Annotated in this window: 10 protein-coding genes; 2 read left to right on the top strand and 8 right to left on the bottom strand. The window is 72.9% G+C overall.

Annotation, left to right across the window (positions count from 1 at the left end):
• A partial coding sequence (locus tag ABZ371_RS24655) for a S4 domain-containing protein (RefSeq protein WP_358683351.1) occupies positions 1 to 287 on the bottom strand: 287 nt, incomplete at its 3' end.
• A gap of 7 nt (positions 288 to 294) precedes the next feature.
• Positions 295 to 606 (bottom strand): hypothetical protein, encoded by a 312-nt coding sequence (locus tag ABZ371_RS24650; RefSeq protein ID WP_358683349.1) that lies wholly within the window; start codon positions 604 to 606, stop codon positions 295 to 297.
• Positions 607 to 648: 42 nt separating this feature from the next.
• Between ABZ371_RS24650 and ABZ371_RS24645 the strand changes: the two genes are divergently transcribed.
• Positions 649 to 996 (top strand): SCP2 sterol-binding domain-containing protein, encoded by a 348-nt coding sequence (locus tag ABZ371_RS24645; protein ID WP_358683347.1) that lies wholly within the window; start codon positions 649 to 651, stop codon positions 994 to 996.
• 18 nt (positions 997 to 1,014) lie between these two features.
• Here ABZ371_RS24645 and ABZ371_RS24640 read toward each other — a convergent pair whose 3' ends face one another.
• The 4 genes from ABZ371_RS24640 to ABZ371_RS24625 all read right to left on the bottom strand — a co-directional run bounded on the left by ABZ371_RS24640 (position 1,015) and on the right by ABZ371_RS24625 (position 5,271).
• Positions 1,015 to 1,818, bottom strand: a complete 804-nt coding sequence (locus ABZ371_RS24640; protein WP_358683345.1) for an ABC transporter ATP-binding protein — start codon at positions 1,816 to 1,818, stop codon at positions 1,015 to 1,017.
• Between the two features lie 92 nt (positions 1,819 to 1,910).
• Positions 1,911 to 2,939 carry an iron chelate uptake ABC transporter family permease subunit gene (locus ABZ371_RS24635; RefSeq protein WP_358683355.1) on the bottom strand — a complete coding sequence of 343 codons (1,029 nt, stop codon included), beginning with the start codon at positions 2,937 to 2,939 and terminating at the stop codon, positions 1,911 to 1,913.
• Between the two features lie 74 nt (positions 2,940 to 3,013).
• Positions 3,014 to 4,015, bottom strand: a complete 1,002-nt coding sequence (locus tag ABZ371_RS24630; protein WP_358683353.1) for an iron chelate uptake ABC transporter family permease subunit — start codon at positions 4,013 to 4,015, stop codon at positions 3,014 to 3,016.
• 227 nt (positions 4,016 to 4,242) lie between these two features.
• Positions 4,243 to 5,271, bottom strand: a complete 1,029-nt coding sequence (locus ABZ371_RS24625) for an HAD hydrolase-like protein (RefSeq protein ID WP_358683343.1) — start codon at positions 5,269 to 5,271, stop codon at positions 4,243 to 4,245.
• 71 nt (positions 5,272 to 5,342) lie between these two features.
• Between ABZ371_RS24625 and ABZ371_RS24620 the strand changes: the two genes are divergently transcribed.
• Positions 5,343 to 6,623, top strand: a complete 1,281-nt coding sequence (locus tag ABZ371_RS24620; RefSeq protein ID WP_358683341.1) for a DUF1015 domain-containing protein — start codon at positions 5,343 to 5,345, stop codon at positions 6,621 to 6,623.
• A 101-nt stretch (positions 6,624 to 6,724) separates the two neighbouring features.
• On the opposite strand, the gene ABZ371_RS24615 is transcribed toward ABZ371_RS24620, so the two are convergent.
• Positions 6,725 to 7,540, bottom strand: a complete 816-nt coding sequence (locus ABZ371_RS24615; protein ID WP_358683339.1) for a hypothetical protein — start codon at positions 7,538 to 7,540, stop codon at positions 6,725 to 6,727.
• On the bottom strand, positions 7,540 to 8,409 hold the full coding sequence (locus ABZ371_RS24610; protein ID WP_358683337.1) for a hypothetical protein: 870 nt from the start codon (positions 8,407 to 8,409) through the stop codon (positions 7,540 to 7,542). The genes ABZ371_RS24615 and ABZ371_RS24610 overlap by 1 nt, the downstream gene beginning before the upstream one ends.
• Positions 8,410 to 8,698 lie beyond the last annotated feature (289 nt).

Below are 8,698 nucleotides of genomic sequence, written 5' to 3'. Positions count from 1 at the left end.
CCGGCGTCCAGTGCGCGCCGCCCCTCCACCTCCAGCCCGAGGGGCCCGAAGGCGGCCAGCGCGCCCGCGAGTTTGTGCCCGCCGCGCGAGACGTACTCGGGATCGCTGTCGTCCTCGCGGACGACGACGGGGGCGCTCGTCTCGACCTGGGTGGCGGGCTTGGTCGCGGTGCTGCCGCCGACGGTCACCCGCCCCGCTGCGATCAGCTGGCTCGCGTGCTCGCGCGAGCGGGCCAGCTTGCGGCGTACCAGCTCGGCGTCGAGGCGGCGACGTGCCACTCCTGCCACGTTCGGTTCAGCTCCTGTTGTCGTGCGCGGGCGTCGGTGCGGGTGCGGGCCGGGCGTCCAGCTCGGTCAGCTCGTCGCGCAGCCCTCGGTGTACATCCTCGTACACCTCGCCGTGGCCGTCCGCCGGGAGGTGGTCGGCGTCGGCCAGGCGCTCCAGCCTCGCGTCCACCCGGGCGTGCCCGGTCGGGGTGCGCGCGACACCGAGGGGGGCGGGCGGCGCGGGGTCGAAGGAAGGCGTCCCGGGCGCGGCGGTGGGTGCGGCGCCGTCGTCCGTCCCGCCCTCCCGCGCCGGCCCCGGTTCCGGCATCGAGTCACTCATGCGGGAACGCTACCCCGAAGGGCCGGTGTACCGTCGGTGACGATGGCGACCATGGCGGAGTGCCGCAGCGCACTCGACACACTTTCCGGCAACCTGGCGGGCGCCGACGGCGACGTACGCAGCGCCGCCGCTCTCGACCGCTCGCTGAGCTGCCACATCACGGACCTCGACGGGACCTTCACCGGACGGCTGGCGAACGGCCGGATCCAGGTGCTCGACACGTACGACGGCCCGCCTCGCGAGAAGGCGCAGATCCGGCTGGCGATGACCGGGGACGACCTGGTGGCCATGGTGGACGGCGAACTGAACTTCGCGAAGGCCTGGGCGTCGGGGCGGGTCCGGCTGGAGGCGGGCTTCCGCGACCTGCTGAAGCTCAAGTCGCTGCTCTGAGGGGCCCCGGCTCCCGGCTCAGGCGGTGGCCCCGGCACGTTTCCCGCGGGCGGCCGGGATCACCAGCGGGGTGCCCGTCTCCGGGTCGTCGATGATCTGGCAGCGCATGCCGAAGACCCGCTCCACCAGCTCGGCGGTGACGATGTCGGCGGGCGCGCCCTCGGCGACGATCTCGCCCCCGCGCATGGCGATGAGGTGGGTGGCGTACCGGGCCGCGTGGTTGAGGTCGTGCAGCACGGCCACGAGTGTGCGGCCCTGGGCCTCGTGCAGTTCGGCGCAGAGGTCGAGGACGTCGATCTGGTGCTGGATGTCGAGGTACGTCGTCGGCTCGTCCAGGAGCAGCAGCGGGGTCTGCTGGGCGAGTGCCATGGCGATCCAGACGCGCTGGCGCTGGCCGCCGGAGAGTTCGTCGACGTAGCGGTCGGCGAGTTCGCCGACGCCGGTGGAGGCCATGGACTCGACGACGATCCGTTCGTCCTCGGGCGACCACTGGCGCAGCAGTCCCTGGTGCGGGTAACGGCCCCGGGAGACGAGGTCGGCGACCGTGATGCCGTCGGGGGCTATGGAGGACTGGGGCAGCAGCCCCAGCGTCCTGGCGACCTTCTTGGCGGGCATCCGGTGGATGGACTGCCCGTCGAGCAGCACGTCACCCCCGCTGGGCCGCAGCATCCGGGAGAGAACGCGCAGCAGGGTGGACTTGCCGCAGGCGTTGGGGCCGACGATCACGGTGAAGGAGTTGTCGGGGATCTCGACCGAGAGGTTCTCGGAGATGATCCGCTGGTCGTAGCCGAGGGTCACCGAGTCCGCGGTGAGGCGCTGCATGGTCGTGCTCCCGGAGTCGAGGGGTGTCGTCCGCGCGGTGGCGGGGTCCGGCGCGGTGGCGGGGCCCGGTCGTGTCACCGGGTCGCGGCGGTTCATATGCGGCCCGCCCTGCGTTCCGACACCAGCAGCCACAGGAGGTAGCAGCCGCCGATCACGCCGGTGACCACGCCGACCGGCAGCTGGCGGTCGCCGAAGGCGTTCATCGCCGTCCAGTCGGCGAGGAGCAGCAGGGCCGCGCCCGTGGCGGCCGACGCGGCCAGGTTGGGGCCCGGGGCGCGGGTGAGCCGGCGGGCGACCTGCGGGGCGCTGAGGGACACGAAGACGATGGGGCCGGCTGCGGCGGTGGCGACCGCGACGAGCAGCACGGCGCAGCAGAGCAGGACCAGCCGGGTGCGTTCCACCCGTACGCCCAGGGCGTGCGCGGCGTCGTCGCCCATCTCGATCATGCGCAGTGCCCGCCCGTGGCCCAGTACCACGGGCAGGAGGACCGCGCAGACGGCGAGCAGAGGCCACACCTGGGACCAGTCCCTGCCGTCGAGGGAGCCGGTCATCCAGACGACGGCGCGGGTGGCGTCGACGAGGTTCGCCTTGGTGATCAGGTAGTGGATGGCGGCGGTGAGCATCGCCGCCGCGCCGATGCCGACGAGGACGAGGCGGTAGCCGTGCACGCCCTTCTTCCAGGCCAGCAGGTAGACGGCGGCCCCCGTCAGGATGCCGCCGCCCACGGCGCCCGCGGCGACCTCGGTTGCCCCGCCGCCCAGGAGGACGATCACGGTGAGTGCTCCGACCGCGGATCCCTGGCCGAAGCCGAGCACGTCGGGGCTGCCCAGCGGATTGCGGGAGACGCTCTGGAAGACCGCACCGCCCACGCCGAGCGCGACACCGACGAGGAGGCCGACCAGGACCCTCGGCAGCCGCAGCTCGGTGACGATGAACTCTTGCTGGAAGGTCCCGTTGCCGGACAGTGTGGTGAGGACCTCGCCCGGCGACATGGCGAAGTCGCCGCTGCCGATGAGCACCACAGCCGCGGCGAGCGCCGCGACGACGAGCAGCACGACGACCAGGAACGCCCGTACGTCGACGCGGAAGGAGTGGCCGCCGGCGGTCCGCACCGCGCGCACGGTCCTGGTGGTGCCCGGTGCCGTCCCGGTCTCCCGTGCCGTGGCTCCGGCCGTGGTGGTGTCCTGGGCGGCCTTCACAGGTGGGCCATCCTCTTGCGTCGTACGAGGTGGATGAAGACGGGTCCGCCGAGCAGCGCGGTGACGATGCCGACCTGGAGTTCGGAGGGGCGGGCCACGACCCGGCCGACCACGTCGGCGCCCAGCAGGAGCACCGGGGCGAGGACGGCCGCGTAGGGCAGGATCCACCGCATGTCGGGGCCGGTGATGGTGCGGACCAGGTGCGGGATCATCAGGCCGATGAAGACGATGGGCCCGCAGGCGGCGGTCGCGGCCCCGCAGAGCAGGGTGACGGCCACCATCGCGAGGACCCGGGTGCGGGTGAGGTGCGCGCCGAGCGACCTGGCCGTGTCGTCGCCCATCTCCAGCGCGTTCAGCGGGCGGGCGATGAGAAGCGACAGCAGCACGCCGAGGGCGATGAACGGCCAGACCTTCCCGACGGTCCCCGTGTTCGCGGAGGCCAGCGATCCGACGGTCCAGAACCGCAGCCGGTCCAGGGCGGCCGCGTCGAGCAGTTGTACGGCGTTGACGTAGCCGAAGAGGGCCGCGGTGACCGCCGTGCCCGCGAGCGCGAGCCGTACCGGGTTCGCGGACCGGCTGCCCCCGAGGACGTACACCGCCACCGAGACGATCGCGGCGCCGCCGAAAGCGAACCAGACGTATCCGGTCAGCGAGGTGACACCGAAGAAGCTGATGGCCGAGACGACGGCCGCCGACGCCCCCGCGTTGACACCCAGCAGTCCGGGTTCGGCGAGCGGGTTGCGGGTCAGCGCCTGCATCACCGCCCCCGCCAGCCCGAGAGCGGCTCCGACGATCAGCCCGAGCAGCGTGCGCGGCACCCGCACATCCCGTACGAGGACGTCGCCGCTGGTGCCCGAGGCGTGGAACAGGCCGTGCCAGACCTCGGAGAGCGGCAGCGCCTTGGCACCGACGGCCACACTCGCCAGGCACACCAGCACCAGCACGCCCACGGCTGCCAGCAGCCCGGCGGCGCGCAACGCGTGACGGCCGGTGCGCACCGGCCTGTCCGGCGCGGTCGCGGGGCCGGCGTTCGATTCGGGGGGACTCTCGACCAACACCGGGTTAGGTTAGCCTATCCTGCTGGTCACGGGCCTCGGCGGTACCCGACGTGACGGCCCGCCCGCTCGGTGCGGTCAGCTCGGTGCGCTCCCCTCGGTGCGGTCAGCTCGGCGTGCGCGGCCCGCCCCGACACGTCCGCACAGACACGGCCGCTCGTCCCCGCCGGCTACAGGCCGAGCCTGGCCACCGCCTTCCCCGCGTCGAGGTCGCACGCACCCTCCTCCGCGTGTGTCCAGGCCGCCCCGCACAGCGCCCGGAGGCCGTCCAGCGCGTCCCCCTCGCCTTCCAGCGACAGGGCGTCGCCCCGAACCCCGGCAGTCCAGCCACCGCACTCGAACACGCCGTCCCGTTCCGACACCTCGGGCTGCCCGGTGAGCAGGCCGCGCAGGTCACGGTCCACGTACGTCGGACGGTACTTCGGCTCGGCCGCGAGCAGCTGCGCGGCGTCGGTCACCCCGGTGAGCACCAGGAGCGAGTCCACACCCCCGTTGAAGGCGCCCTCGATGTCGGTGTCCAGCCGGTCCCCGACGACGAGCGGCCGCTCGGCCCCGGTGCGCAGGACCGTCTCGCGGTGCATCGGGGGCAGAGGCTTGCCGGCGACCTGGGGCTCCGCGCCCGTCGCGATCCGCACGACCTCGACCGCGGCACCGTTGCCCGGGGCGATACCCCGGGCGCCCGGGATCGTCAGGTCCGTGTTGGAGGCGAACCACTGGGCCCCTCCCGCGATCGCGTACGCCGCCTCGGCGAACCGCCCCCACGCCATGTCAGGCCCCCCGTACCCCTGCGCCACGGCCACCGGATCGTCCTGCGCCGACTCCACGGGCACCAGCCCCCGCTCACGCAGCGCGACGCGCAACCCCTCCCCGCCGACCACCAGCACCCGGGCTCCCGAGGGCAACTGATCAGCCATCAGCCGGGCCACCGCCTGCGCCGACGTGATCACGTCCGACGGCTCCGCGGGGACGCCCAGCTCCGTCAGGTGCTCCGCCACGGCGTCGGGGGTGCGCAGGGCGTTGTTCGTCACGTATGCCAGCCGCATGCCGCCCTCGCTCGCGGTCCCCAGCGCCTCGACGGCGTGCTCGATCGCGTGCCCGCCCGCGTACACCACCCCGTCGAGGTCGAGCAGGGCCGTGTCGTACGCCTCGCTCAGCGCCGTGCTGCTCCCGAGCGGCCGGGACCTGTACTGCTGGCTCATATGCCTGCGCTCCTCTATCCGTGCCTGTCCCCCGATCATCGCCCATACCGGGGCGCACATACGATGCACGAATGAACACACCCGGGCCTGCCGGCGGCCGAGGACTGCGGCTGATCCCCTTCCGCGGGCTGCGGTACGTCCCCGAGAAGGTCGGCAGCCTCGCCGCCGTGACGTCTCCGCCGTACGACGTCGTCGTACGGCCCGACGGGCTGCACCACCTCGAGTCGGCCGACCCGCACAACATCGTGCGGCTGATCCTCCCCCAGGCGGACAGCGCCGCCGCCCGCCACCGGCAGGCGGCGGCGACCCTGCACCGCTGGCTGGCTGAGGGGATCCTCGCCCCCGACCCGGAGCCGGTGCTGTACGTCTACGAGCAGCGTGCCGGAGACGTTCTCCAACGCGGTGTCATCGGGGCCCTGGCACTCTCGCCGGCGGCCGAGGGGGTCGTGCTCCCGCACGAGGACGTCATGGCCGACATCGTCGAGGACCGGGCAGCCCTGATGCGCACTGCGGCAGCCCATTTCGAACCCCTGCTCCTCAGCTATGCCGGTGACGGCGGCCCGACCGGCGCCACCGCCGTCATCGAACGGGTGGTGGAGCGTCTTCCGCTGCTCGCCACGACGACCGAGGACGGTGTCGCCCACCGCCTCTGGGCCGTCCCGGACCCTGCGGAACGGGCGGAGATCCAGACCGACCTGGCCCGGCGCCAGGCTCTGATCGCCGACGGGCACCACCGCTGGGCGACGTATCTCGAACTGCAGCGGGAGCACTCGGGGCCGGGCCCCTGGGACTTCGGCCTGGTCCTGCTCGTCGACACGGTCCGCTATCCCCTGCAGGTCCGTGCCATCCACCGTCTGCTGCGCCGCCTGCCGGTCGCACAAGCCCTGCGCGCTCTCGACGGCGTCTGCAGGGTCCGGGTCGTCGAGGGGCCTGTCCGCACGGCGCTCGATGCACTGGCCGGGGCCGCCGCCGAGGGCAACGCGTTCCTGCTCGCGGGCGACGGACGCTTCCACCTCGTCGACCGGCCCGACGAGCACCTGCTGGCCCGCACGGTACCGGCGGCCCGGCCGGCGGCCTGGCGGCGCCTGGACGCCGCCGTACTGCATTCCGCGCTGCTCGAACATGTCTGGCGGATACCCGACGCCCCGGACCACATCGCCTACATCCACGACCCCGAGGCCGCGGTCGAGCAGGCGGAACGGCACGAGGGCACGGCGGTGCTGATGCACCCGGTGAGCGAGGACGTCGTCCGGGACCTGGCCCGGCAGGGCGTCACCATGCCCCGGAAGTCGACGTCCTTCGGTCCGAAACCGGCCACGGGTCTGGTCCTGCGGAGCGTCGGCAGCGACTGACGGCCGACAACGACGAAGGAGGAGGGCGGCACCCGCCAGGTGCCGCCCTCCTCCTTCGTCTGCTCGTACGGTCGCGCTTCAGCGCTTCAGCGCTTCAGCACTCACGCCTTCGCGGGCCCGTCGACGTCGTCGTCATCCTCGTCCTCGTCGATGCCATCCGCCTCGTCGGCGTCGGCGTCTCCTTCGGCCTCCTGGACGGCTGCGACATCGTCGTCGTCCGCGTCGCCATGCGCGTCGTCGTGTGCGTCGTGGAGATCCGCGGGGACGGAGGCCGCGCCGTCCTGCTCCTCATCGTCCTCACCGAGGGCGTCGACGAACTCGACACCGTCGAGCGCGGCGAGCCGGTCCGACGCGTCGGTCGCGCCGTCCTTGTCCGCCTCCATGGCCTTGGCGAACCACTCGCGGGCCTCTTCCTCACGCCCTGCGCCCAGAAGGGCGTCCGCGTAGGCGTACCGCAGGCGCGGCGTCCAGGAGTGGACAGCGCTCGACGCGAGCTCGGGGCTCTGGAGCGTGACGATCGCGGCGTCGATCTGGCCCATGTCCCTGCGGGCCCCGGCGGCGACCAGGCGCATCTCGACCTGGCCGGCCTTGTCCAACTTCAGCACCTCGGGTTCACCGGCCATGGCCATCGCCCGCTCGGGGCGGCCGAGTCCACGCTCGCAGTCGGCCATCACGGGCCACAGGTCCACGGACCCGGTCATGCGGCGGGAGGCACGGAACTCCGCCAGTGCCTCCGCGTACTTCTGGGTGGCGTACGCGGCGAACCCGGCGGCTTCGCGCACCGCCGCGACGCGCGAGGCCAGACGCAGGGCGATGCGCGAGTACGCGTACGCCTCCTCGGGGTCCTCGTCGATCAGACGGGCCACCATGACGAGGTTCCGCGCCACGTCCTCGGCGAGCGTCTTGGGCAGGCTCATCAGCTCCTGGCGGACGTCCTTGTCGATCTCGTCGCCCGTGACGTCGTCAGGGATGGGCAGACGCTTGATCGGCTCGCGATCACGGTCGTCCCGCCCCTGGTAACCACCACGGTCGTCACGGCCACGGTAGCCACCACGGTCGTTGCCCCGGTCGTTGTCACGACGCGGCCCACGGTCGCGGTCGAAGCCGCGGTTGTCGTCGCGGCGGAAGCCGCCACCGCTGCCGCCGCGCTCGTCGTCGCGACGAGGGCCGCGCGGACGGTCGTCACGACGCTCGAACCCGCCACCGGGGCGCCCGCCCCGGTCATCACGCTGGCCGCCCCGGTATCCACCACGGTCGTCCTCACGACGCGGAGCCCGGTCATCACGACGGAAGTTGCTCGGCCGGTCGTCCTCGCGACGAGGGGCCCGATCCCGGTCCTCACGACGGAACCCACCGCCGCCGGTGCTGCCACCACGGCTGTCATCACGACGGAACCCACCGCCTCCGGTGCTGCCGCCGCGGTTGTCGTCGCGGCGGAAGCCGCCACCGCTGCCGCCGCGCTCGTCGTCGCGACGAGGGCCGCGCGGACGGTCGTCACGACGCTCGAAGCCACCACCGGGGCGCCCGCCCCGGTCATCACGCTGACCGCCCCGGTATCCACCACGGTCGTCCTCACGACGCGGAGCCCGGTCATCACGACGGAACCCACCACCAGCGCTACCACCACGGCTGTCATCACGACGGAAACCGCCACCGGAGCTACCACCACGGCTGTCATCACGACGCGGAGCCCGGTCATCGCGGCGGAACCCACCACCGGAGCTGCCACCACGGCTGTCGTCACGGCGGAAGCCGCCACCGCTGCCGCCACCACGGTTGTCGTCACGGCGCGGGGCGCGGTCGTTGTCACGTCGAGGCGCGCCGGACCGGTCGTCGCGACCGCCTCGGAAGCCGCCCCCGTCACCGGCGTCCCGGCGACGCGGCTCGCGCTCCGGACGGTCGTCGGAAGAGTTGGTGGACATGGGGGTGACTCCTGTCATCGGGTACCACAGACATTCTCGCGCAGCCGACCATCCGACGCGCTTCGGGGAAACAAAAAAGGACCCTTGGTCCCAGCATGAACGCTGGGACCAAGGGTCCTTGAAAGATTGTTCGGCGGCGTCCTACTCTCCCAC

The sequence above is a fragment of the Streptomyces sp. NPDC005899 genome, assembly GCF_040629645.1.
Classification (GTDB): Bacteria; Actinomycetota; Actinomycetes; order Streptomycetales; family Streptomycetaceae; genus Streptomyces.
This window is presented reverse-complemented; position numbering and strand designations above follow the sequence as displayed.

Coding starts and splice junctions, on each gene's coding strand:
- ABZ371_RS24650 (WP_358683349.1), bottom strand. CDS start 606: ATGAGTGACTCGATGCCGGAACCGGGGCCGGCGCGGGAGGGCGGGACG.
- ABZ371_RS24645 (WP_358683347.1), top strand. CDS start 649: ATGGCGACCATGGCGGAGTGCCGCAGCGCACTCGACACACTTTCCGGC.
- ABZ371_RS24640 (WP_358683345.1), bottom strand. CDS start 1,818: ATGCAGCGCCTCACCGCGGACTCGGTGACCCTCGGCTACGACCAGCGG.
- ABZ371_RS24625 (WP_358683343.1), bottom strand. CDS start 5,271: ATGAGCCAGCAGTACAGGTCCCGGCCGCTCGGGAGCAGCACGGCGCTG.
- ABZ371_RS24620 (WP_358683341.1), top strand. CDS start 5,343: ATGAACACACCCGGGCCTGCCGGCGGCCGAGGACTGCGGCTGATCCCC.
- ABZ371_RS24615 (WP_358683339.1), bottom strand. CDS start 7,540: ATGAGCCTGCCCAAGACGCTCGCCGAGGACGTGGCGCGGAACCTCGTC.